General features: G+C 40.0%; 18 protein-coding genes. 9 read left to right on the top strand and 9 right to left on the bottom strand.

The annotated features are described in order from the left end of the window. Positions 1-107: 107 nt before the first annotated feature. Positions 108-443 (bottom strand): DUF3795 domain-containing protein, encoded by a 336-nt coding sequence (locus tag K6V21_RS24120; protein WP_224320143.1) that lies wholly within the window; start codon positions 441-443, stop codon positions 108-110. Positions 444-582: 139 nt separating this feature from the next. Here K6V21_RS24120 and K6V21_RS24115 point away from each other — a divergent pair, with 139 nt between their 5' ends. From K6V21_RS24115 to creD, 3 genes are read left to right on the top strand one after another with little or no spacing between them, the layout of a single operon-like run. Continuing rightward, on the top strand, positions 583-1167 hold the full coding sequence (locus tag K6V21_RS24115) for a hypothetical protein (RefSeq protein WP_217714727.1): 585 nt from the start codon (positions 583-585) through the stop codon (positions 1165-1167). Positions 1168-1170: 3 nt separating this feature from the next. After that, positions 1171-1467, top strand: a complete 297-nt coding sequence (locus K6V21_RS24110) for a winged helix-turn-helix domain-containing protein (protein ID WP_224320142.1) — start codon at positions 1171-1173, stop codon at positions 1465-1467. A gap of 59 nt (positions 1468-1526) precedes the next feature. Continuing rightward, positions 1527-2912 carry a cell envelope integrity protein CreD gene (gene creD / locus K6V21_RS24105; protein WP_224320141.1) on the top strand — a complete coding sequence of 462 codons (1386 nt, stop codon included), beginning with the start codon at positions 1527-1529 and terminating at the stop codon, positions 2910-2912. A 155-nt stretch (positions 2913-3067) separates the two neighbouring features. Here creD and K6V21_RS24100 read toward each other — a convergent pair whose 3' ends face one another. The 7 genes from K6V21_RS24100 to K6V21_RS24070 all read right to left on the bottom strand — a co-directional run bounded on the left by K6V21_RS24100 (position 3068) and on the right by K6V21_RS24070 (position 12702). Next, entirely contained in the window at positions 3068-5026 is a 1959-nt protein-coding gene (locus K6V21_RS24100) for an LruC domain-containing protein (RefSeq protein ID WP_224320140.1), read from the bottom strand. 749 nt (positions 5027-5775) lie between these two features. Then, complete coding sequence (locus K6V21_RS24095) at positions 5776-7374, bottom strand: leucine-rich repeat domain-containing protein (RefSeq protein ID WP_224320139.1); 1599 nt, start codon at positions 7372-7374, stop codon at positions 5776-5778. Positions 7375-7945: 571 nt separating this feature from the next. Beyond that, positions 7946-8215, bottom strand: coding sequence for a Txe/YoeB family addiction module toxin (locus K6V21_RS24090; protein ID WP_224320138.1), 270 nt, complete (start codon positions 8213-8215; stop codon positions 7946-7948). After that, positions 8212-8466 (bottom strand): type II toxin-antitoxin system Phd/YefM family antitoxin, encoded by a 255-nt coding sequence (locus K6V21_RS24085; protein WP_224320137.1) that lies wholly within the window; start codon positions 8464-8466, stop codon positions 8212-8214. Before K6V21_RS24085 ends, K6V21_RS24090 begins: the two co-directional genes overlap by 4 nt. 583 nt (positions 8467-9049) lie before the next feature. Continuing rightward, a complete protein-coding gene (locus K6V21_RS24080) occupies positions 9050-10060 on the bottom strand; it encodes a GGGtGRT protein (RefSeq protein WP_022392200.1) in 1011 nt (336 codons plus the stop codon). A gap of 19 nt (positions 10061-10079) precedes the next feature. Next, positions 10080-10781, bottom strand: coding sequence for an iron-sulfur cluster assembly scaffold protein (locus tag K6V21_RS24075; protein WP_007664170.1), 702 nt, complete (start codon positions 10779-10781; stop codon positions 10080-10082). Between the two features lie 175 nt (positions 10782-10956). Next, the gene (locus K6V21_RS24070) at positions 10957-12702 is read right to left on the bottom strand and encodes a polysaccharide lyase family 1 protein (RefSeq protein WP_224320136.1); all 1746 of its coding nucleotides are present in this window, start codon (positions 12700-12702) and stop codon (positions 10957-10959) included. A 157-nt stretch (positions 12703-12859) separates the two neighbouring features. On the opposite strand from K6V21_RS24070, the gene K6V21_RS24065 reads away from it, so the two are divergent. Continuing rightward, on the top strand, positions 12860-13414 hold the full coding sequence (locus K6V21_RS24065) for an RNA polymerase sigma-70 factor (protein ID WP_217714731.1): 555 nt from the start codon (positions 12860-12862) through the stop codon (positions 13412-13414). A gap of 218 nt (positions 13415-13632) precedes the next feature. Here K6V21_RS24065 and K6V21_RS24060 read toward each other — a convergent pair whose 3' ends face one another. Continuing rightward, on the bottom strand, positions 13633-14727 hold the full coding sequence (locus tag K6V21_RS24060) for a metallophosphoesterase (RefSeq protein WP_224320135.1): 1095 nt from the start codon (positions 14725-14727) through the stop codon (positions 13633-13635). A gap of 133 nt (positions 14728-14860) precedes the next feature. On the opposite strand from K6V21_RS24060, the gene K6V21_RS24055 reads away from it, so the two are divergent. From K6V21_RS24055 to K6V21_RS24035, 5 genes are all read left to right on the top strand, one after another. Further along, entirely contained in the window at positions 14861-16033 is a 1173-nt protein-coding gene (locus tag K6V21_RS24055) for a FecR family protein (protein ID WP_224320134.1), read from the top strand. A gap of 16 nt (positions 16034-16049) precedes the next feature. Beyond that, a complete protein-coding gene (locus K6V21_RS24050; RefSeq protein WP_224320133.1) occupies positions 16050-19406 on the top strand; it encodes a TonB-dependent receptor in 3357 nt (1118 codons plus the stop codon). A 20-nt stretch (positions 19407-19426) separates the two neighbouring features. Beyond that, positions 19427-20878: a RagB/SusD family nutrient uptake outer membrane protein gene (locus tag K6V21_RS24045; protein ID WP_217714735.1), complete on the top strand. Its 1452-nt coding sequence runs from the start codon at positions 19427-19429 to the stop codon at positions 20876-20878. A gap of 16 nt (positions 20879-20894) precedes the next feature. Further along, positions 20895-22055 carry a metallophosphoesterase gene (locus K6V21_RS24040; RefSeq protein ID WP_224320132.1) on the top strand — a complete coding sequence of 387 codons (1161 nt, stop codon included), beginning with the start codon at positions 20895-20897 and terminating at the stop codon, positions 22053-22055. A 949-nt stretch (positions 22056-23004) separates the two neighbouring features. Continuing rightward, entirely contained in the window at positions 23005-23502 is a 498-nt protein-coding gene (locus tag K6V21_RS24035) for a DMP19 family protein (RefSeq protein WP_007214594.1), read from the top strand. Positions 23503-23896: the final 394 nt, after the last annotated feature.

The raw sequence follows: 23896 nt of genomic DNA, 5'->3' as shown, positions 1-23896 counted from the left end.
TCTGATTGAAATAAGGGAAAAGAAACAGCATAAGAGAGTCTCAAATGCTGTTTCTTTATTTTAAAGATAAGGGAACAATAATGTACAGGTCGTAAAGCTGGCGAATGTTATAGAAGATTTTCTTTAGCACTGGGAGTATGCTGAAAAATAGGACCCACTATCTGGCAGTTATCCAATTCTTTACAGTCACCACAAGTGTTAAATCCTTTTTCGTTTACGCATTTGCGGATTGCGCACATATCGCTGCAATACATCGTTTTCACTCCATCCACACGACAGCCCATACAATTAATGGTATCTGCCGTAATCTCCGGTATATTGTTCAGCTTACTCCACAGTTGGGCTGTTTTTTCTCTTAACTCATTGTCATCTCTGACAGTAGCTATGCGGGCATTGCAACTTTCGCAATCTAATCCGCAACAAGCAATTAATTGTTTCATCATTAGGATATCTGTTGATATTTAGTTGATTGCAAATATAGTGATTCTTATGCGGCTTAATCTCATTGAATACATTTTTCCTCGATATTCTTTGTTTCTTTCATTTTTTATATTTTACTTTGCGACACAAAGTACTTTTTATATGGATAGAAATAAAGCAATAGAATCAGTAAATGAGATAAAAGAATTGATGGAAAGATCTTCTAAGTTCGTATCTCTCAGTGGAATGACGGCTGTCTTGGCCGGAGTGTATGCATTAGCCGGTGCTTATGTGGCCGGTCAGTTATTAAGATCAGAAGATAATAGGGAAGGACTGATAATGGTTGCTTCACTGGTTTTGACTGTTTCAGTTATTACCGCCTGTATCTTGTCCTGGTATAAGGCCAAGAAGATGCAACAAAAGCTATTCAGTAAACTAACCTATCGTATTGCATGGAATTTTTCATTGCCGTTGTTGACGGGAGGGTTGTTCTGTATAGCTTTACTGCTACATGAACATTACGGACTGGTATCTTCTGTGATGTTACTTTTTTATGGACTTTCTTTGGTCAATGTGTCTAAGTTCACTTACTCCAATGTAGCATGGTTAGGATATGCTTTTCTTTGCTTGGGCATTGCAGATTGTTTCTTTGAGGGGCATGGTTTAATGTTTTGGACAATTGGTTTTGGTGGATTTCATATTTTATATGGCATGTTGTTTTATTTACAGTACGAAAGAAGGAAATAATAGATGATAGAAGCATTTCAAAATATAAATAAGGCATTTGAAAGTAAAGTCCGTTTGGGTATTATGGCAGTTCTCATGGTAAATGAAGATGCCGATTTCAATACTCTTAAGGAATTACTTTCACTGACGGACGGTAACCTGGCAAGTCATACAAGGGCTTTGGAGGAACTGGGTTATATCGTTTGTCAGAAGAGCTTTGTGGGGAGGAAACCGAAAACATCTTTCCAGGCTACTTCCGAAGGAAAGAAAGCTTTCAAAACTCACATAGAAGCATTGGAGAATTTTCTGAAATCAACATAGATGTTTGGCTTCACACAAAACCGGACAATACTAAATATCTTACTTAATACTATTTTATTATGGACAATTTGAATGACAATTTGAACGAAGATTTCAATGGAGATCTTGCAGAGAATCTGAATGAAACGAGAAAACAGGCAAGTGGCTGTCTGCGTCGTTTCTCTAAATCTATCAAGGTAGTGGTCATTGCTTTCCTTATTCTGTTGCTACTAATTCCGATGTTTATGATCGAAGACATGATCTCGGAACGCGGGCGGACACAGACGGATGCTATTGCCGAAGTCGGTCAGAAGTGGAGTCTGGCGCAGACAATTACAGGACCTTACATCAATCTGAAGTATCCTATCACACAGGAAGATAATGGTACGAAGAAGGTGACTATGGGAAATGTTACATTGCTTCCTGACGAATTGTCAATAGACGGACAGTTGAGTACGGAGATTCTTCAGCGAGGAATTTATAAGGTGAATGTATATCAGTCGGAGTTGGTAATCAAGGGATTTTTTAGTTCGGAAGAACTTCGCAAGAGTAATGTGGACATGGATGCACTTCAATATCAAAGAGCGGCAATATGCTTGAACCTGACTGATATGCGTGGTCTCAGCGAACAGGTTAGCATAACTTTGAACGATTCCGTTTATATGTTTGAGCCGGGAATGGATGGACGCGGCATTGAAAGCATGGGTGTTCATGCCATTGTCGACCTTTCCGCTCTGAAAGACGACCGGAAGTTACCCTATGAAATGAAGATAAAGCTGAAAGGATCTCAATCCATTTATTTTACTCCCTTGGGTAAAACTACGAAAGTTGCCCTGAAAGCAAACTGGAATACTCCAAGTTTTGATGGTAATTACCTGCCGGAGAAGCGGGAGATTACTGAGAAAGACTTCTCTGCGCAATGGCAAGTGCTGAACTTGAACAGAAATTATCCGCAAGTGTTTATAAATTATCAGAATGCCAGTATCAAAGATATTCAGAACTCTAACTTCGGAGTTAATCTGAAAATGCCGGTAGAACAGTACCAGCAGTCCATGCGTTCCACTAAATATGCTATCCTGATTATTCTGTTGACCTTTACAGTGATATTCTTTACGGAAATAATGGAGAAAACCCGTATTCATGCTTTGCAATATCTGTTAGTTGGTTTGGCGCTTTGTCTGTTCTATAGTTTGTTGTTATCCATGTCCGAGCATATCGGTTTCAGCATGGCATATCTGGTGGCATCAGTGCTTACGATTGTGCTGGTAGGAGGCTATATGCTGGGGATTATTAAAAGAAAGAAACCGGCGTTTATTATGGCAGGTCTGCTCAGTGTGCTCTATATTTATGTTTTCATTCTTATACAGTTGGAGACTTTTGCACTGCTTGCCGGTAGTCTCGGATTGTTTGTGATATTGGCTATGGTGATGTATTTCTCTAAAAAAATTGATTGGTTCAATGAATAAGCCAGGCTGAAACAAAGAATGTCCTTTGGGGAAATTCATGATCTGTATAAATAAAAAGAGAGTGTCTGCTTGCTAGCTGACACTCTCTTTATACTTTCTAATACGTTCTCAGTTTTTTCTTTGAGACATACTGAGCAATTCCTCTTTAGATTTTTTTATTTCTTATACCAGTCTTTGTTCTTTTCGCCATTACTGCTTACCCAGCCGTCATATCCACTATATAACAGATTGATAGCTTTTTTTTCATTAGCACCGTCCAGCAATTTGCTTAAATCGCTTTCTGTTGCCCGGCTCAGGAAAAATGCAAATGGGTAATTACCTTTACGTACATAGTATATACTCTGATTGGGCTTAGATGCATCGTCTCCCTGACCAAAATACTTCGTGTTTATTTTGGATGTCGGTATTTCCTGAGGAACATGCACTTCCCATCGCAAACCGTCCGCATCATTTTTGAAAATAAAAGCTTGGGCTTCAGATTGCTTAGAAATGGGTTTACTGTAATTAACGGTAACCTTGTATTCTGCTCCCATATTTTCTTTCACATTGGTGGTCAAAAGGTATACATTATCCTGAGGCTCGTATTCAAATGTGGTTTCTGTAAATTCCTTTTCACCTTGTTGGCGAATAGAGTAGGAGGTAGATTCTATATTTCCTTCCGTTTTGAGACGGAATGCTAAACCGTTCTGATTACTGGCTATATTTTGGAAAGTCTTGAAAGTAAATGATTCGGAATATATCAGATTCTTTTCATCGAAAGTGCTGCCATAATTATATCTTACAACTACATCATTCATATCATAATCTCCCTGACTGGGCCAAAGGTCTTCGAATGCGTATGTACCTTTCAGGAAATCAATACTTGTCTTATCCTCATCAGGATTAGTTACAGGAATATCGGTGATGGCATCTACCGGATTAGATTTTAAAGTAATGACCACATCGCTGAAATTCTCGTCAGTCATATAATCTTCAAAAGAAGTCAATATCCAGTCACCATATCTATAAACAGCAGTACGCGGTTCTTCAAAGTTCACACCTTTGTCGTTTAAACTCAAACCACTTGAGGTGGCGGCGCGATATTTTTTGTATCCCTTAAAGCCGCCAACATGATTGCTCCAACCATTGGTTGCCAGAACAAAACCTATTCTGTAACCTGCGGGGAAGGCTGTTGTTGCTCCTTCTTTACTTCCGGTTGCAATGTTAGGATAATACATCAGCTGTACTGCAGTCAGCGGATCAATACCGGCACTTTGCTCTGCCAGATTGGGGTTATTAGACCAGCTGCCATCTTGGGTATTAGGAAACAACATGATAACATGGGCGTCATTTAAGTCTTTTGGTTGTTCCCCGTCTTTATAATAATAATATCCCAATGAACAGGTCCAACAAGTATTTTGTCCCAGAAATGTAACTACTACTTCAGCATCCTTGTTGACGTACATATCCGAATAACCGCGATATTCTTGTGGGCAAGTTATATGAGTGTTTATAATACGAGTGTGCGCAGTATATAAACCATCCTCTTTAGTTGCTGCCAATTTTCCCTTGTACTTATAATTAATATCCCCGTTTTTATACAGATTGTATGTACCTAACCAGGTTTTCCATACCTCATTTCCGTATTTATTACTTACCAGATAGCTGTCGTATGGATACTGGGTGGTAGTAATTGTACGAGTATCAGTACTGGTGTTATCTGTTGCTTCGATACTTCCATCCACAACATTTGCCTCCATCAGAGTTTGTGCAAAGAAAGCAGGAGAATAGATATATACCTTTGTCAGGTATGAAGGCAATTCCAGTTTACCTTGGTAAGTACCGTCTTCTTTGGTATAGGCAGCAAACAGGTAATTTACATCCTGACGTTTGGTATAAGTACCATATTCGCTTTCGGCGACAGGCATTTCATCATATACTTCAAAATAAACATTTGATTGTACAGCACCATTTACGTAATTCACATTTAAGTTTACGTCCTTTTGTACAGTAGAGAAGGGGAAGGTGTTGAATTCTTTTTCATCTTCCTTAGGGCCTTGATAAACATCTTTGTCCGTGCAGCTGCTTAATGCAAATGCAGCAATTAGAGTAGTTCCTAATAATTTTTTCCACATATTATTTAGTGTTTAGAGATAATTCGCGTTTTCTTTTTCCGGTCTATGTGTGATCCTTACAAATGCAAGAGAAATCAGTGTTCGGTTGACGTTCGTAGAAAATGATCATAATAAACAACTGCAAAGGTATTGTATAATTATTAAATATACAACTAAATTCTAACTTTGTTGGTCAATAATTCTTGTTTATTAGTCAAAATCTACAATATTACTATAATGTGTGAAAAATATCTATGTTATACTCAAAAAATAACTTGTGACAGTTTTAATAAGAAAGTAACTAGATCATTCTGTAGTCTTTAAACGGCTTTCAAATACTGTTTAATTTCGTCAGTAACAATCATACCATTTCTATATTGATTTTAAATGTAAAGTCTCTTTTAGTTCCATCAAAGGATAACACTTCACATTTGTATTCTCAAAAATTGGTTGCAATTCCAATCAAAATATAAGTCCACTTAATGTTAGGTGGTATATCAAAAGGAGCTACTATTGGTGTATTCTAAACCGTAGTAGCATCCTTAAAATTGTATCTATAGAAAGCTTCTGCCATTACTATAATTTGCTGTGCATTCTTTTTATCATTCAATACATCTTGCAGCATTGGGCGCATTTTTCATACATAATATTAATTCTTTCAATTATTGTAAACCAGCTTGTTAGCACTCTCTAGTTTACGAATAATTTCTGAAAATCTGTTATATTCCCACCTCCTTTTGAGGGTGGGAAACTTTAGTTAGTAATATGTTTTATTCACCTATAATGTTATTATCCTTCCATCCAATAGCTTGCTTATATGCGTTTACCGCACTCATAGGAACATATACATTTCTGTTAGTAAATGGATTTTGCGAAAAGTTACTAATATATATGTTAGGTGGAATTTCACCTTTACAGTGAATGTTTAATACTCCCAAAAGAGCTTCGCCATTATTAATGTGATTTACACTGGCCGGAATTGTAAGGTTTTCTAATAGGTAATATTGGAAATGAGTAATATCATCAATATGAATAAACTCTCCCAAAGGGAAAAAAGCATAGGAGGCTATAGTTTCTACTCCATCAGGTATAGTATAACTACTACCTTTTCCATTGGGTTCGTAATCTTTCATTAACGCCATTGGATATACTATTAATGATGTTTGGTCTTTATTGAATAGAACGCCATCTATCGCAGAGTATGCAGTATTACTATCTGGTACAGTAAAACTTCTAATATAGCTAGTTATATATCTTCCAATTCTAGTAACATTGTTTAAATTTAGTGTGGTTAAATTGGAGCAGCCACTAAATACCTCGTTTCCAATTTCATTAACGCTACTAGGTATTGTATAACTTGAATTTGTTTTAGCTTTGGGATACGCTACAAGTTTAGTTCTATCCTTATTGAATAGTACTCCTTCTAAAGAAGAATAATTGTTATTACCTTCTGACACTTTGTATTCTGCTATGTACTCATTGAATCCTATATCAGTTATGTCGGTTATCTTATCGCCAATAGTGATAGAGGTTAATTTGCAACTACTAAAAGTATATTTTTTAATAGATGTAACACTATTTGGTATGACATAGCTTGAATTAGGTTTAGCTATAGGGTATATAAGTAATTGGGATTTATCTTTATTAAAGAGTACTCCATCTAAAGACGAATAATAGTGATTATCTTCTGATACTATAAATTCCTTCGTTGTATATCCACTAAAAGCTCCATCACTTATTTGAACCACACTGGCGGGAATAATAACTTCTGTTAGGCTTGTACACCCACTAAATGCGCTATAGCCAATAATAGTAACTTTATCTCCAATTATAATAGATGTCAAAATAGTATTGTCTGTTGGATTACCTTCTATATCTTTTTTATTAAATATGTAGCTTCCAATTTCTGTCGCATTACTAGGAAGTGTTACATTTGACAATTTGCAATTAGCAAACATATACGAACCTACAATATTTTTCTTAGAGTAGCACGCTTCTGTTGTTGATTTAACGTAGTATGGATTTCCACCTGCAACTATATTAGCGTCTTTGAGGTTTAATACAGATAGGCGTCCTTTCGTTTCATCTCCATTCATGTCTGCACCTGCCATTTCACGAATTAATATAATATCATCACCATTAATATCTCCAGTAATAGTTAGGTCTGTAATATTAAACTTAACATCGTCAGAAATTAAAGTTGATAGTGAACCAGCTTTCTTCAAATCGACTTTCGCTGTAGTTCCTGTGATAGAACTATTCCCACCTTCATTACTTGTATTATTGTTGTCATCATCCTCACCACAAGAATAGAATCCTGTACACAATGCAACTAATAATACAGTTACCAATAATCTAAATTTACTCATATTCCATAATCTATTTGTGCTTACCTGTTCCCTATGGTAGGCAGTTACTAAATAAAGAAGGTGCAGGGAACTATTAACTTTATCCTATTGACTGGCTTCTCGCATTACCTGTAGTATGGATAAAGCAATAGCAACCCCACACCCATTTACAACTATGAAGTCCCATAGAGGAAAACATAATCAAACAGATATGGGTGCTATTGCTATCATCTTCATACTACTTTCAAATTTTGCGAGAATTTGTCAATAGAAGATAATATCAATAACACCTTTCGTTAAATACAAGTCAACCTTAACGCTTAAGGCTGAAACTGGTGCAAAGTTACGAAAGATGTTTGTATTTGCAACTAAACTTATGTATTAAAAGTAGAGAAGTATTTCTACTAAGATAATTAGTGATTCGAGACAAACAATTCAGAGTATTAATAAGTAAGCTCTAATTTATTTAGTCTCAAATATCAAATCTCAATATCTTTAGTATTAATGTATAATCTTTTAATGGTGTGTAAAATAAAAAAAGGACACCTAATTTAATAGATGTCCTTGCAGTTAATAGTATGGGATAGTATGGTTACTTCTTGGAGTAATGGTATCTCATTGATAGTATATCAATCTCTATTCTGTCATCATTTACAGAGTAAATAATCCTATGTTCCTCATTGATGCGTCTTGACCATTTACCCGCTAAATCATATTTAAGAGGTTCTGGCTTTGCGATTCCTGTATAAGGATGCTCTCTAATGTCGAGAAGAATCTTCTTGATGCGTTTGGCAATATTAGGATTGTTTTTCTTCCAGTACTCCCATTGCTCCATAGCAAGAGGTGAAAATATTACTTTCATAATTCATCTAAGTCTACCTCTATTCCCTTGCCATTCTTTATATCTTCTTCGCCTTGACGTATAGCTTCCATTGTTGCAGGTGAGGACATGATATATTCAGTCTCTTTCAGTGAATTGTATTCATCAAGGGAAATCATCACTACTCCTTTACCATTACCGCGATTGACGATTACAGTATCATAGTCATCAATCACTGAATCAATGTAACCTTTAAGATTCGCTCTTAAATCGGTGTAATTGGCTGTTCTCATAATTCCTCCTTTTGTTTGCTACAAAAATATGTACTTATTCGCGTACTTGCAAATTTAATTAGTTAATTATTAGATATAAAGAAAGGACACTAAGTATATGATGCCCTTTCCTCTCTTAATCAATAATCCACTCAGCTCATGAACCAAGCGTATTCACTATCTCCCAATTTAACGCATTAGATGCCTTGTACAAACTCTTAATGAGAAGTATACCATTGTACAATGTTTCTCCATTTTAAATTAAATGTTACATGGAGTGTATCGCATTGTATTATAGTTGATTATGCTAATTCTTACAGCCGCTTTTTAAGAATGGCAAATTCGGCTGCAAATCGGCTGTGAAAGTAACCTGCTTATGGCGTGATTTGAGAGGTAATTGGCTACTCTTTACATGGGGTGTGCTGACTTGAATAAGGTAGAATTTAGCCTGTTACCCCCTTACTGATTCACCGTTCATTAACTCTAAATGATAAGTGACGCAAGGTGATTCAGTCAGTTATCCAAGTCAAGTTTCCATAAAGAAAAAACTCCTGCAACCACAAAAATTACAGGAGTTTATCTTATCTATATGAAGTAACTTGAATTACTTGCTCAAAGCCTGAGCCACGTCTACCGCACAAGCCACTGTACAACCTACCATCGGGTTGTTACCGATACCCAGGAATCCCATCATTTCTACGTGAGCAGGAACTGATGAAGAACCAGCGAACTGAGCGTCTGAGTGCATACGGCCCATAGTATCTGTCATGCCATAAGAAGCCGGACCGGCTGCCATGTTATCCGGGTGAAGAGTACGACCTGTACCACCACCGGAAGCAACTGAGAAATAAGGTTTACCAGCAAGCATACGCTCTTTCTTGTAAGTACCTGCAACCGGGTGTTGGAAACGAGTCGGGTTAGTAGAGTTACCAGTGATAGAAACGTCTACGCCTTCTTTCCACATAACAGCTACACCTTCACGAACGTCGTCGCAACCGTAGCATTTTACTTTGGCACGGTCACCTTCAGAGTAAGCGATTTCGCGAACAACTTTCAGTTCAGAAGTATAGTAGTCGAATTGAGTTTGTACATAAGTAAAGCCGTTGATACGAGAGATGATCTGTGCAGCATCCTTACCCAAACCGTTCAGGATACAACGCAGAGGTTCTTTACGTACCTTGTCTGCTTTAGCAGCAATTTTGATAGCGCCTTCTGCGGCAGCAAATGACTCGTGACCTGCCAAGAAAGCAAAACACTTAGTCTCTTCGCGCAGCAACATAGCTGCCAGGTTACCATGACCGATACCAACCTTACGGTCATCGGCTACAGAACCCGGGATACAGAAAGCTTGCAGACCGATACCGATAGCTTCGGCAGCGTCAGCAGCATTCTTACAACCTTTCTTGATAGCGATAGCTGCACCTACTACGTAAGCCCACTTTGCATTTTCGAAACAGATCGGCTGAGTTTCTTCACACGTTTTATAAGGATCAAGTCCGGCAGCGTCGCAGATGGCGTTAGCTTCCTCGATGTCTTTGATGCCGTTAGCGTTCAAGGCAGCAATGATACCTTTGATACGACGGTCTTGACTTTCAAATTTTACTTCTCTAATCATAATTTCTTTCCTCCTTATATTATTCGTGACGTGGATCAATATGTTTAACTGCTCCCTGCTCAGGTGTTACGCGACCGTAAGTACCGGTAACTTTCTTCAATGCTTCGTTAGCATCTGTACCCTTCTTGATTTCATCCATGAATTTACCCATGTGAACGAATTCGTATCCGCAGATCTCGTCATTCTTATCCAAGAAGATATTCTTGATGTAACCTTCGGCCATTTCCAGGTAACGAGGACCTTTTGCCAAAGTACCGTACAGTGTACCTACCTGGCTACGCAGACCTTTACCCAAGTCTTCCAAACCTGCACCGATGATCAAACCACCTTCTGAGAAAGCAGACTGAGTACGTCCGTAAACGATTTGCAGGAAAAGTTCACGCATCGCTGTATTGATAGCGTCGCAAACAAGGTCAGTATTCAATGCTTCGAGTACTGTCTTGCCCGGAAGGATTTCGGCAGCCATAGCAGCTGAGTGAGTCATACCAGAGCAACCGATTGTTTCAACCAATGCTTCCTGAATGATACCTTCTTTTACGTTCAAAGTCAGTTTACAAGCACCTTGTTGAGGAGCACACCAACCTACACCATGTGTTAAACCTGAAATATCAACTATTTCTTTTGATTTTACCCATTTGCCTTCTTCGGGTATGGGAGCCGGTCCGTGGTTAGGACCCTTCTTTACAACACACATGTGTTCCACTTCGTGTGAATAAGTCATAATTAGCTCTTTTTTTAAGTTATATAAATTAAAAAACGTAATCCACTTTCTAAAATCGTTCGCAAAGTTACTCCTTTTCTTTATTTATGCAAATCGAGCTATCTGACTTTTTTTATAAAAATAAATAATAAGAGACAGCGTTTCTGTGTATTGCAATCTCCACATTACAATAAAATTAACGGGGATTTTTGAAACTGTACTTTTTCCCTCCGGAATGAACCTTGATGACGGCAGGTTCGGTAAGAGCATATTCGGCCTGTTCGTCATGACTTTGATGTGAGGCTATAATTCGTCCCGATAAATCATAAATGTCGATACGTGCTCCGGCGGAAAGGCCTTTAAGGATAATTCGTTTTTCTTGCCGGATACATTTCACTGCATCCGTTGCATTGGCGGAGGGAAAAGAGATGCTAGTAGTAGTACCATATAAATTGAAATCATTGCTACTTGGGGAGTTATTACTATTTTCATAGCAAGCCTTCATCAAATGATCTACGAGGCTATTGATGTAAAGCTCCAGATAAGAGTATCCGGTTGCCGGTTCTATATCCCGATAGCTTTTTCCGACGGGAAGATATTGAGCAGCCCAGCTATCAGGAATGCCGTCATTATTAGAATCAGCTGGCTTTTCTTCGCTGCTATATAGGAGATAGCCTTCGGTATCGGCTTGCGAGTCAATTAATCCGTTGCTGCTGCCGTTGCTTCCTTCGTAGGTATAATTCCCCTGTTTGGTTTCAGAAACAATACGCTGGTCTATGGCATCCCGTTTCAGGCTGGCACCTGCGTAAGCCAGTACTTTTTCATATGCTTGGGGGGCCGTATGGGTGCTTACGGGTGATACAGTGAACTCGGCGTTACTTTTGATACTTTCTTTACTCCCGTCCGGTAAGTCTGCATTTTTGGTATTGGGATGAATGCCTTCCCAGTTATCGGCGTTGACATCGGCTATCAGGTCAAGCAACTTATCTTTCTTTTTGTGGTTTTGTATCTGAGGACAGGTATTATCGAAATAATTGCCATCTACATAGAATATTCCCCAGACACCTTTGGCATTCTTTTGTGTACCGTCGTCTGCATTCGGTTGGAAAATACGGTTCACAAGCTGGTCTTTGGTAGAAGTGGAAGGACCGGGCTTATAGTAGTTATTAATAAAGTTATAGCTGCCACCCTCTCCGGCGTAACCACTATTGGTAGGCCCCCAATTATAGAATACATTATTTCTCAGGTCAACCAGTTCCGCATCGGGAGTACCGGTGTAGCGGCTACCACAAAGACGGGGAGTCCGGCTGCTATGATGTGCCAATAAATTATGATGGAAACTGGCACCTTCACCACCCCAGATACCACCATAGCCGTGGCCGCCTTTACCGTGTACGGAGTTGGTCAGACTTTCGCTGAGAATGCACCATTGCATGGTAAAGTTCTTGTTGTCATAGAAGGAAGAACATTCGTCGGTACTCCAGCTCATCGTGCAATGGTCGATGATGATGTTCTGGTGGTTACGTCCCCACAAAGCATCATCTTCCGTCTTTTTCTCGTCGCCCATGCGGCAGCGGATAAAACGGATGATAACATTATCGGCCTTCACAGCCACTGAGTAATTCTTCAGACAGATGCCATCACCGGGTGCTGTTTGTCCGGCAATAGTGATATTAGCATTCTTAATTTCAAGTGTGCCGAGCAGGCTGATAGTGCCGGATACATCGAACACAATCGTGCGGTTGCCTTTTTTGAGACCTTCGCGTAGTGAGCCGCTTCCATTGTCATTTAGGTTTGTGACGTGATAAACGTCTCCGCCGCGTCCTCCGGTAGTGGTGTAACGGGCAAATCCCTCGGCGCCGGGAAAGGCGGGAATAGTTTGGGCTTGTGCAAAGACTGCACATAAAAGGATGATAAATAGAAGTGCGTAGTTTCTTTTCATGGTTTTATGATTTATATTCTGATGGGACAAAAGTATGCGTTTTCTGAGTAATGAATGTCGATAAATTCTTTTTCTATGTGGAAGTTTAGGTCTTACTGTGTCATTTTTTAATAAATTTTTCCTATTTTCGCATTAGAATAGAGAAAATAAAAAGCTGGTGGTTACAGAAACTTCTTATACATTTATTAGTATTAGGCTTGATGAACGGGAGTTCCATAATGTTTTTGATAAATATTATGTGGCGCTTTGTTTGTTTGCAAATCAATATACCGAGAATGAGGAAGTCTCTGCGGATATCGTGCAGGATTCTTTTGCTAAGTTGTGGCAGATCAGAGAAGATTTTTTCTATTTGCACCAGGTCAAAGCCTTCCTTTATACTGCCGTACGTAATAAGGCTCTCAATGAACTGGAACATTCTAAAGTGGTATTTGAATATGCTCAGAAAGTAATTGAGAAAAAGAAAGATTCTTTTTTCCATGATGCAGTAGTCGAAGAAGAAATTTATCGGATGCTGACGGATGCAATTGATAAGCTTCCCGATCAGATGCGGGCTATCATGCGATTGGCCATGGAAGGAAAAAAGAATGGAGAAATAGCTGAGTGTCTAAATGTATCCGTTGAAACGGTACATACCCTTAAGAAGATTGCCTATAAAAAGCTTCGTACATATCTGAAGGACTATTACTATTTTCTTATTCTCTTCTATTTGTAAACGGTAGGTTAGAAATAAACGCAGTTTCAGGGTTCTTTCCGTAGTCGGTCCGTAGTATCTCCGTATTATCTCCATACCATCTCCGTGTCATCTCCGTACCAAGTCCGTACTAAGTCCGTTCGTATAGATACGGAGCAGATACGGAGCAGATACGGAGATGATACGGAGATGATACGGAGATAATACGGAGCAGATACGGTTCGGGTTATGAGAAGCTTTTATTTTTTCGTCGATAAATGGAATACGGCCATGTCACTTTCCGTTCCTATTCTGAAAGGCGGTCCCCAAAGAGATAATCCGCTGGAGACGTATATGTGGCTGTTTCCCCACTGCCGATAACCGTGGCTTTGTTCGTAGATATGGTCTGTCACCCAATTCATGGGCCATACTTGTCCACGGTGTGTATGTCCGCTGAATTGTAAATCTACACCGGCTGCCTCGCTTTCGGTCAGTTTATACGGCTGATGATCCAATAAGATGATGGGGTTACTCTTATCTATCCCTGCCATCAACTCTTGCAAGGAGCGGCGGGCCGTGTTCGACCGGTCGTCACGTCCTATCAGTTGCATGCCGTTGGGGAGCGTGACTACTGAATCGCGTAGCAACTGTATGGGGGTGTCTTGTATGAATCGAGCGCTTGCCTTAATGCCACTGATATATTCGTGATTGCCGGGAACCATATAAATACCCAGCGGAGCTTTTAATTCTGACAGTTCCTCCATCATGTTTTCAGTGTAAAGGGGTACTACGCTGTTATCAATTAAATCTCCTGCAATTAATATCAAATCGGGATTTTGTTCATTAATCATTTTCACATACCGTTTCAAGGCTGTTTTCCCGGTTCCATTACCCAGATGCAGATCGCTGACGGCAACTATCTTAACCGGTTTCGCGTCGTCCGCTAAAGGTTTGTCAAGGGCGATGTTGATTATATTTGTCTTAGGATGACGGTAATTATAGTATCCATATCCTAATAAGACGACGGTAAATATCAAAGAGAGGATGAAGCCGTAGTTGAAGGGGACACGGCAGAGCTTCAGCAGATCAAACGCGAGCAGGAACAAAACCATGTATAGAGTGAATATCAGCCAGCCGGTCCCTACTTCATACATGGCATGGGATAAGAAAACCGGCATTTTTATATTGCGGGTTAGCATAGTCCCTATGATGGATAAAGCTGCGAGCCAGAACAAGACGGCCAATGAAATTTTAATTCCACCGGGAAGACCGGATAACGCTTGCGCACCTCTGTAAAATATGTAGGTGTTTCCGCCAAGGTATACAGTAATAAGAATGATGAAGAATATCGGCATAAAATTTATGTATTGAATTTAAGTGGCAAAAATAAGCTAAATTCCGGTTTATTAAAAAAAAAGTGCTTTTTGATTCACCATGATTTCAATTACACCTGTTTTATTATAAAAGACAACGAAAAAAGTTCAATTTATGATAAAACAGGATTTTTATATAGCTAATATTATTGCCAGGCACCTATCCGGTGAAATCACTCCTGAAGAGAGTGCTCAATTGGAGAATTGGCGAAAGGAAGATTCTGCTCACGAAGCCCTCTTCCGGAAAATATGCAGTAAAGAGAATCTTAAGAAACATGTGGAAAAAGGTGTGTCATTTGATACTGCAACCGGTTGGTTGGAAGTACAAAAGCGTATCAGGAAAAGCAATAGCCGGGAACGGATGATGAGAATACTCCGTTATGCCGCCGCTGTTTTAGTACCCGTCTTTTTTGTAGGTATTACACTGAAGTATACTGATCATGGCCATTCTTCTGATAAGTCCGTACTGATTGCCCAGCCCATATTACCGGGAGCTGCCAAAGCGATATTGACTTTGGATAATGGGGAAACTATCAGTCTGAATAAAGGAACGGCAGATGCTTTACAGCAGATAGAAGGAACACATATTCAGGTAGATTCAACCACTTTGAATTATCAGTTGGCACAAACCGCATCCGTTCAGGTAAAACCTGTATATAATAAGGTGGAAATTCCGCGTGGCGGCGAGTATGCGTTGGTGCTGAGTGACGGAACAAAGGTTCATTTGAATTCAATGAGTAGCCTCCGTTTTCCGGTTGCTTTTACTGCGGGTAAAAGAGAAGTAGAACTGCAAGGCGAAGCATATTTTGAAGTGAGCAAAACCGGGCAGCCTTTTATTGTAAACGTCAATGGTATGCAAGTTGAAGTATTGGGCACAACCTTCAATATCTCCGCTTATCTCAATGAAGAATATCAGACAACTTTGGTCAACGGTTCGGTAAGGGTCAGTGCCGAAAAAGGTGAAAGCCTTGTTCTGAAACCGTCTCAACAGGCCACCATTGTTTCGGGTGGCAATTCCATACAGGTGCGAACGGTGGATACTTCGTTCTATACTTCATGGGTAAAGGGAAAGATCAATTTTAAGGACCAGCGTCTGGAAGATATCATGAAGATACTTTCCCGTTGGTATGACATGAATGTGATTTATGAAAATGAAGGACTTAAGAATATACGTTTCGGTTGTAACCTGAACCGTTATGAAGAGATAACTCCTTTCGTCAAGTTGCTGGAAAAGACGGAAGAAGTGCATGTGAAAATCGAAGGTAATACAATAACATTCTATAATTAACCAAAAAATGATTACTATGAGCAAGAAAGGACACAAGAATCAAGCTGAAAGAAGTAGTAGACGTTTATGGATAACGTTGCTGTTTTTTTGTTTCACAGTTACCGGTTTTATGCAGGCTGCCAATACCGTATTTGCACAAACCACTGTCACTGCAACCTTTAAGAATGCCACTCTTGGCGAAGTATTGTGGGAAGTTCAGCGACAAACAGATTTCACGTTTGTGTATAGCACTGAAGATGTGAAAAAGGTGAAAGTAGCAAACTTGATTGTAAACCATGAAAAAATAGCTGATGTACTGGAAAAATGCCTGAAAGGCAGTGGACTGACTTATACGGTTCATGATGGAGTCATTGCTATCAAATCGGTTTCTAAAGTTGAAGCTGTAGCTGCTCCCCAGCAAAAGACTAAAGTAAATGGAACCGTTGTAGATGAAACGGGTGAGGCTGTAATTGGAGCCAATGTGATAGTGAAAGGCACTACTAACGGTTGCACCACCGACCTGGATGGTCATTTTTCTCTTGATGTAGATCACCTTCCGGTTACTTTGGTTGTCTCGTATATCGGCTATATCCGTCAGGAAATCAAGGTTACTTCTGCAAGGACGATTAAAGTGGAGATGGTGCCGGATAATAACCTGATGGAAGAAGTGGTGGTCACTGGTTACGGTACTTTCAAGAAGTCGGCTTATGCCGGTTCTGCTGCCAGTGTAAAGGGAGAAACGTTGAAAGACGTTCCGGCTATTTCTTTTAAAGACCTGCTTCAAGGCAATGCGCCGGGCGTGCAGTTCACTTCTTCCTCTGGTCAGCCGGGTGCGTCTTCTTCATTGAGAATCCGTGGTATGGGGTCTTTCAATGCCAGTAACTCACCTCTTTATGTAATAGACGGAGTACCGATGCGTTCGGGCACCATCAATACGATGAGTTCGGATGCCGGTCTTGATATTATGTCTACCATTAATAGTTCCGATATTGAAAGCGTTACGGTGATAAAAGATGCTGCTGCCGCTTCACTTTACGGTTCGCGTGCCGCAAATGGTGTCGTGCTGATTACGACGAAGAAAGGTAAGGCGGGAAAGCCATCCATTTCATTGAAGGCCGATTGGGGTAGTTCTGATTTTGCCATGGATTATCGTCCGATTATGGGTGGAGAAGAGCGTCGTCAGTATATCTATGACGGTTTGGTAGCCGGACAGATAAAGAAAGGTAAGAGTGAAGTTGATGCAATGGCTTATGCCGATGGGAAAATTGATGACTATGCTCCGGTTCCCTGGTGTGGATATACGGATTGGGATGATGTTCTGTTCAAGAAAGGAAATCACCAGTCTTATGAAGCTTCTCTTTCAGGAGGAACGGATCGGTTCAAGTATTACTCTTCACTTTCTTATCTGAAGCAAGACGGTATTGCCATCAACTCAGGTCTGGAACGTATCAGCGGACGCTTGAATGTGGATTTTCAAGCTACCAGCAAACTGAAATTGGGAGCCAATGTCTTGTTTGCTACGGTTAACCAGGACGTATATAGTGAAGGTACTTCTTATTCTTCCCCTTTCTACACCTCACGTAATGCTGTGGTACCTTCTGATCCTATATATAATGAAGACGGTAGTTGGAATCGTGACTTGATCCGTATTGGTGACCGTAACCCGTTGTTGTCGGCAACTTACGATTATCAACGCGAATATGTGACCCGTACGTTCAACACCATCTATGGTGAATATGAATTTATCAAGGACCTGAAGTTTAAGTCTACTTTCAGTTATGACTATGTAATTACGAAAGGTAAAGACTGGAGTGATCCGCGTACTTCCAACGGTGATGATATCAACGGTGGCATGAGCAAGAAGTATTATGAATACAATAAAATGGTATGGGCCAATCAGTTGAGTTATAAAACTACAATTGCTAAGGATCATCATATTGATGCACTGGTAGGTTACGAAATAGACGATCAATACCGCGATTATCTGTCAGGATATGCCACTAACTTTGCAACTCACGATAGAAATCAAATCAGTAACGGTATGAAGACGGAATCGGTCGGTGGTAATGATACCCGGACACGTATGGTTTCTTACTTGATGCGTTTGAACTATGATTATAAGAACAAATACTATTTAGGCGGCAGTTTCCGTACGGATGGTAGTTCCCGTTTCCAAAGAGATAACCGTTGGGGTAATTTCTGGTCATTATCCGGTGCTTGGCGTATTATTGAGGAAGAATTCATGTCTCCGACCAAGAATTGGCTGACCGATTTAAAAATACGCGCGTCGTATGGTGTGAACGGTACTCTTCCGTCTGATTATTTTGGATACATGGGATTGAGCAGCCTGACTAACGGTTATCTGGAGCAACCGGGTATCATTCAGTCGCAGCTGCGGAATGACGACTTGCAGTGGGAGACAAACTATAATCTGAATCTGGGTTTGGATTTTGCCTTGTGGAATCGTATCAACGTTACTTTGGAGTATTACACCCGTACCACCAAGAACCTGTTGATGGACCGTCCTATCTCCATGACCACCGGCTTTGGCAGTTACCTGATGAATATCGGTGAAGTAAAGAATAAAGGTGTGGAGTTGGAAATCAGCTCAACCAACATCCAGACTAAAGATTTCTCATGGAATACAACATTCAATATTTCACATAACAAGAATAAAATTGTAACCCTGGATGGCATGCAGACGGAAATAAAGAGTGGTTCTCAGATTCGTAAAGTAGGAAAGTCGTACCGTACTTTCTATATGATTGAATTTGCAGGTATCAATCCGGAAACCGGTGCTCCCCAATTCTATACGAATGATGTGGACGAAAATGGAAACTACATTAAAGACATCACCGAAGAAATCAATAAAGCTCATGCCATTGTTCTTGATAAACATGCAGAACCGAATGCTATAGGCGGTTTATCAAATACGTTGCGCTATAAATGGTTTGATCTGAACTTTATGTTCTCTTACCAGTTTGGTGGTTACTCTTATGACAACTGGGCACAAAAAACCGAGCATGGTGGTAATGACCTGGAAGCTAACATTCCGTCCTACTATAAAGACAGTTGGAAGAAACCGGGAGATGTCACAAAATATGAGTTGTTCTACGAGAAACCCTCTGTAGCAATGAATAAAGTAACGACTACCCGCCGTCTGCACAGCACGGACTTTATCCGCTTGAAGACGCTGACATTCGGTTTCACCGTTCCGAAGGACTGGACACAGAAAATCGGTATCGAGAACGTACGTTTGTATGCATCGGCCAATAACCTCTGGACATGGGCGGCATACGACTATTACGATCCGGAAGCGGTGAGTGGCGGTACTGCCATCTGGGGAACTCCTCCTTTGAAGACTGTAACTTTTGGTATTAATGTAAATTTCTAACCCGATAAAAACGATATATTATGAAACCATTAAAATATTTATTTATCAGTTCCATGTTGTTCGTCGCTACTTCTTGCGGGAACAGCTGGTTGGATTTGGAACCTTCCACTTCGGTAGATACTGAAACCAGTATTAAGATATTGTCGGATGTTGAGTTTACTCTGAACGGCATCTACAGCACGATGCAGAGTTCGGATGCTTACTCCGGACGTCTGGTATATTACGGAGATGTGACCGGTGATGACATGCAGGCTGTTAGTTCTACTAAGCGTGTGGCCAACTATTACCGTTTTAATTTTACCAAGGATGATAACCCTTCCAGCCATTGGTCTTATCTTTATTCTATTATCCAGAATTGTAATCTGATTTTGATGAATATTGATAAACTGGCTATTGATGAAGAAGACAAAGCATACCGTGATGATTTGAAAGGAGAGGCACTGGCCATTCGTGGTCTGGCATTGTTCGATCTGACCCGTATCTTCGGTTATCCGTATCTGAAAGATAACGGGGCATCGCTGGGTGTGCCTATTATAGAAGGTCTGTCCACGATTGATAGCAAGCCGACACGCAACACTGTAGCTCAATGCTATACGAAGATAATCGATGATCTTACCCAAAGTATTTCTTTATTGGGCGAGAAATTCAATAAGGGTAAAATAAACAAATGGGGTGCAATGGTGCTTCTCAGTCGTGTTTATCTTTACAAGGGTGAGAATGCCAATGCATTGAAAATGGCGGGTGATGCCATTACAGGTGCAGAAAAGAATAAATACGCTTTGTGGACCAATGAAGATTACCCCACAGCTTGGGGAGAAGATGCTTCGGCCTCCAAACCGGGTGAAGTATTGTTCGAAATCGTAAATCTCACTACTGACAGTCCGGGTAAAGAAAGTATGGGTTATCTCAATTCTTATGACGGTTACGATGATATGTGCATCACCTGCTCTTTCTATCAGTTCCTGAAGGAAGACCCGAAGGATATACGTCTTAAGTTGCTGAGCTTCGATAAAAAATATTATGCTTATGTAAATAAGTACCAGCCGCAGAGTGAAGAGAATATTGAAGATGCCAATATCCCGCTGATTCGTCTTTCCGAGGCTTATCTGAATGCAGCCGAAGCTGCTGTGAAGGTGAATGATAATGATGCTGCTGTTAAGTATCTCGATCCGATTGTGAAGCGTGCTAACCCGGATAATACAGTGGTGGGACAGACTATTACTTTGGAGAGAGTGCTGAACGAACGCCGTAAAGAACTGGTTGCCGAAGGACACCGCATGTATGATGTTATCAGAAATGGGTTAACGGTGGAGCGTAAGGATGTAAAGGATAGTAATCTGAGTAAGACCAAGCATGATACGAAGTATATGACCTATGACTGGAATTTCTATATGATTGTACTTCCTATTCCCAAGAAGGAAATGGATGCCAATCCTAATATGGAACAGAATCCTGAATATGGTGGAAGATAATTTTAATAAATGATATATGACGAGTAAGACAAGTTTCATGAAGTACTTTCTTATCGCATTTACTCTAATGTTCATTAGTTCCGGCCTAAACGCCGGAACTTTTGGTTCAGACGATAAGAAGAAAGACAAAGAGAAAAAGGAAGAGTTATCGGCTGACGGACCGTATGTGCTTTATCAGCCTGATGGTAAAACGCGTGTCATCAGTGTCGATAAGAAAGGGAAAATTACCGACACGACTTATGCTGCACTACCCGAAGATTTTACTCTGCATGTGGTAGATCATAAAGGGCGGTTTCCGTTTGATGTGAAATTGCATCCTGTGAAACGTCCCGATTGGCAATATCGGCAACCGGAGAAAGTGTTTGTTATGTCCGACCCGCACGGTAGGTTGGATTGTGTTATTAGCTTGTTGCAGGGCAATGGGGTTATCGATAAAAACTATAATTGGAACTATGGTAATAATCACCTGATGGTTATCGGTGATATTTTCGATCGTGGAAAAGATGTACCGCAAATATTCTGGCTGTTTTATAAGTTGGAAGATGAGGCTGCAAAAGCAGGTGGAACTGTTTCTTTCCTGTTAGGGAATCATGAGCCGTTGGTATTGGCCAATGACTTGCGCTATACGAAAGATAAATATAAAGTGCTGGCACAGAAATTGAATATGGATTACCCTAAACTTTTTGGACCCGATACGGAATTGGGTAAATGGTTAGGAACTCGCAATACGATGCAGACCATTGGCAGCGACCTTTATGTTCATGCCGGATTAGGCAAGAATTTTTATGACCGTAATTTAAGCATTCCTACCGTGAACGAAGAAATGGGTAAAGCCCTTTTCATGAATAAGAAAGAACGCAGGGCTCTTTCTCCATTGACAGCATTTCTGTATGGTAATGATGGTCCTATCTGGTATCGTGGCCTTGTACGTACAGATGCCAAGTATCATCCAATGGCACAGGACAGCCTGCAAATGGTGATGGAACGCTATAAAGCCAAACACATTATCGTAGGACATACCATCTTCAAGGATATTTCTACTTTTTATGATGGCAAGGTTATCGGTGTCAATGTAGACAATAAAGAAAATCAGAAGAAGAAACGTGGTCGTGCATTGCTGATTGATAAGAATACTTACTTCGTTGTGGGAGATAAAGGAATTCTGCGGAAATTGTAGCGATTTAAATTATCGTTTAGTTCATTACTTTTCGGTTTTGAGTCAAAAGCCGTACGTCCTATTTATTGCGCGGATGTCCTGCCATAAAATGGCTTCTTTTCTCACGGGAGTTTTTTATATATTTACCAGCACACCGTCACTTTTGGAGTAAGAGGCAGATATATAGTATGTTATCTGTGCTGATAACAGTGACGGTAAGTGTTGGCAACTGTTTTACCGTCACTCTTTTCGTTCTGTTTGTTTACAAAATAGCCAGCTAATAGACTTGTTGTCAGACTGTAATGCTGTTTTTTGCATTTGTGGCTGATATTGGTACGAATACTCTATTTTTGTCTGTATACTATGGGATTTCATTGCTCCGGAATGAGTTCACTGTTACCAGTTCTATACACATGAAGTCTGTCCCCTATGGTGAAATAGCAGTTCCCTCTTCATGGGAACGACAGTTTCCCTTCGTGGGAACGAGCGTTCCCCTTAATGGAAACGGCAGTTTCTCCTAATGGGAACGAAATAGGGTGACTTATACTAAAACTGGCAAGTTTCTTGTCGAAGTGTACACCTGCCAGTTGAGCCAGATGGAGTGCTGTTTCCTGGGAATTGTAGAAGGCAATTATTTTTTATTCAACAGAATTGGGGTAAATCTGGTAAGTAAGCATTATCTTTGTGGGCGCCAAGATCGCAAAGATAGTAATGATTAAGATGAAAGTGATATGACATCAGGAACTAATCGTGCGGAATATAAGCGGCATCTTGCCGATGATTTGGAAAGAGAGGTTATAGCTTTTTAAAATTATCTTGTGTGGGATTATATATTGGTATTTATAAAAATGGAACTTCTATTGCATAAAAAAGTACCCCGCAAGTCACCCCGCAAGTGAGATAACTGACCAGAGTATTGGATAGAGAAAGGAAGATTACTTAAAAAGTCGCTTTAACATATAAGAAGATTATGATAGAAATTACTGATGCCGCCTTGCGCAAAGCAGCAGGCGAGGGGATGGATACTTTTATTCAGGTATTTACCGACAGATATAAAGAAGTGATAGGTGGTGAACTAACCGCTGAATCCATGCCATTACTGACAGGTGAGCAGCACACTTTACTTGCATACCAGATCTTTCGTGATGAAGTAATGGATGGTGGCTTCTGCCAGTTGATACAGAATGGGTATGGTGGTTATATTTTTGCCAATCCATTTGCTAAAGTGATGCGTCTGTGGGGAGCAGAAGATTTCGGTAAACTGGTATATAGAGCTAAAAAGATTTATGATGCCCATCGTGAAGATCTGGAACGGGAACGCACTGATGATGAATTCATGGCTATGTACGAGCAATATGAAGCTTTCGATGAACTGGAAGAAGAATTTTTGGAAAAAGAGGAAGGAATCACAGCTATGGTAGCCAGTTATGTAGATGAACATCTGGAGCTGTTTGCTAAAATCGTCTGACAAGAGAGTTTTTGGGCAATCTTGTCTGCACACCTACATCCATGTGCCTGAAACCCTTTGCTGATAGGAGGGGGAGGTATGTGTAGGTAAGCTGAAAAAGTGGTGTAGATAAACAGTTTATCTACACCACTTTTTGTAGAATATTTACAAAAAAAAAGACTTATCTTCTTGTCTGACAGTTGATAATTCGATAAATGCTGAATAGAGGTATTTTGTGTGAAAAAGCAGCGTTTTTGGGTCTTATTATCTCTAATGTAGGGCTTTCTTCCTCTCAAAATCGTATTTTCCCTCTTTCTTCCTTAGGATTTATCCGTAAATGACTAAAGAAAGATCTCTTTTCCTTTACTTCTAAAAGTACATACCCTTAATTTAAAATGTGGTTAGGTCTAAACTA

This window comes from Bacteroides cellulosilyticus (assembly GCF_020091405.1).
Taxonomy (GTDB): Bacteria; Bacteroidota; Bacteroidia; order Bacteroidales; family Bacteroidaceae; genus Bacteroides.
Note: the sequence above shows the minus strand (reverse complement) of the source record. Positions and strands in the feature narration are given on the sequence as shown.

Bases quoted from the DNA above. Each gene is read 5' to 3' on its own strand.
- K6V21_RS24100 (WP_224320140.1), bottom strand. From the start codon at position 5,026: ATGTGGAAAAAATTATTAGGAACTACTCTAATTGCTGCATTTGCATTA.
- K6V21_RS24075 (WP_007664170.1), bottom strand. From the start codon at position 10,781: ATGACTTATTCACACGAAGTGGAACACATGTGTGTTGTAAAGAAGGGT.
- K6V21_RS24095 (WP_224320139.1), bottom strand. From the start codon at position 7,374: ATGAGTAAATTTAGATTATTGGTAACTGTATTATTAGTTGCATTGTGT.
- K6V21_RS24040 (WP_224320132.1), top strand. From the start codon at position 20,895: ATGACGAGTAAGACAAGTTTCATGAAGTACTTTCTTATCGCATTTACT.
- K6V21_RS24060 (WP_224320135.1), bottom strand. From the start codon at position 14,727: ATGCCGATATTCTTCATCATTCTTATTACTGTATACCTTGGCGGAAAC.
- K6V21_RS24045 (WP_217714735.1), top strand. From the start codon at position 19,427: ATGAAACCATTAAAATATTTATTTATCAGTTCCATGTTGTTCGTCGCT.
- K6V21_RS24085 (WP_224320137.1), bottom strand. From the start codon at position 8,466: ATGAGAACAGCCAATTACACCGATTTAAGAGCGAATCTTAAAGGTTAC.
- K6V21_RS24080 (WP_022392200.1), bottom strand. From the start codon at position 10,060: ATGATTAGAGAAGTAAAATTTGAAAGTCAAGACCGTCGTATCAAAGGT.
- K6V21_RS24115 (WP_217714727.1), top strand. From the start codon at position 583: ATGGATAGAAATAAAGCAATAGAATCAGTAAATGAGATAAAAGAATTG.
- K6V21_RS24035 (WP_007214594.1), top strand. From the start codon at position 23,005: ATGATAGAAATTACTGATGCCGCCTTGCGCAAAGCAGCAGGCGAGGGG.
- K6V21_RS24090 (WP_224320138.1), bottom strand. From the start codon at position 8,215: ATGAAAGTAATATTTTCACCTCTTGCTATGGAGCAATGGGAGTACTGG.
- K6V21_RS24110 (WP_224320142.1), top strand. From the start codon at position 1,171: ATGATAGAAGCATTTCAAAATATAAATAAGGCATTTGAAAGTAAAGTC.
- K6V21_RS24050 (WP_224320133.1), top strand. From the start codon at position 16,050: ATGAGCAAGAAAGGACACAAGAATCAAGCTGAAAGAAGTAGTAGACGT.
- K6V21_RS24120 (WP_224320143.1), bottom strand. From the start codon at position 443: ATGATGAAACAATTAATTGCTTGTTGCGGATTAGATTGCGAAAGTTGC.
- creD (WP_224320141.1), top strand. From the start codon at position 1,527: ATGGACAATTTGAATGACAATTTGAACGAAGATTTCAATGGAGATCTT.
- K6V21_RS24070 (WP_224320136.1), bottom strand. From the start codon at position 12,702: ATGAAAAGAAACTACGCACTTCTATTTATCATCCTTTTATGTGCAGTC.
- K6V21_RS24055 (WP_224320134.1), top strand. From the start codon at position 14,861: ATGATAAAACAGGATTTTTATATAGCTAATATTATTGCCAGGCACCTA.